The 612-nt window shown below is 66.3% G+C and carries 1 protein-coding gene; it reads right to left on the bottom strand.

Going from position 1 to position 612, the window contains the following annotated elements; translation table 11 throughout:
* Nucleotides 1-441: metallophosphoesterase family protein (locus tag CCN42_RS39705; protein WP_211294901.1), on the bottom strand; the 441-nt coding region annotated here is incomplete at its 3' end.
* Nucleotides 442-612 lie beyond the last annotated feature (171 nt).

The following is a 612-nucleotide window of genomic DNA, read 5'->3' as shown; positions in this document are numbered from 1 at the left end:
TCCGTTGAAGACTTCTTCCCAGCGGTCGAGGCGGGAGTCGACCAGGACGACCTCCTCGTCGTCGCGAGGGGTGGCGTGGCAGAACAGCACCTTTCCCAGGCCGTTCACGGACAGGGAGAGTGATCGTGGTAGCGAGCTGAGAAGGTCGAGGTGATCCTCGCGGAGTTGTTCAGCTGCCCAGGGGGCGATCGGATCGGGGATCGTCCCGCGTTGCCCCCGACGGTATTCGAGGAGTTCGCGGTCGGCGTTGCCGCTGATCCAGATGACGCGGTCGCCAAGGCTGGTCAGCAGGTCGAGAACCTGGGTCGGTTGTGGGCCGGCGGCGATGTCGCCGGTGAGCACGATGTGGTCGGCTGTGAAGACGTCCGGTTCGGCGAGCACTGCCTCCAGGGCCGGCAGGACTCCGTGAATGTCGGACAGGACGGCTACTCGGTTCAGCATGGTCACCACTGTGAGGTGAAGACAGCCGAGCGGTGCGATCTTTCGCCCGGCGCGTACTCCAAGGGGGCCGGCAGAGGCTTCGACACCCTCGTACAGTTCAGACCGGCCTCGCCGACGCCACGACGGCCTGGGCACGCGCCGACCCGGAGCACAGGACACCGATCAACGCGC

The sequence above is a fragment of the Streptomyces glaucescens genome, assembly GCF_002154375.1.
Taxonomy (GTDB): Bacteria; Actinomycetota; Actinomycetes; order Streptomycetales; family Streptomycetaceae; genus Streptomyces; species Streptomyces glaucescens.
The sequence above is the reverse complement of the archived record's forward strand: the minus strand, read 5'-3'. Positions and strand labels throughout refer to the sequence as shown.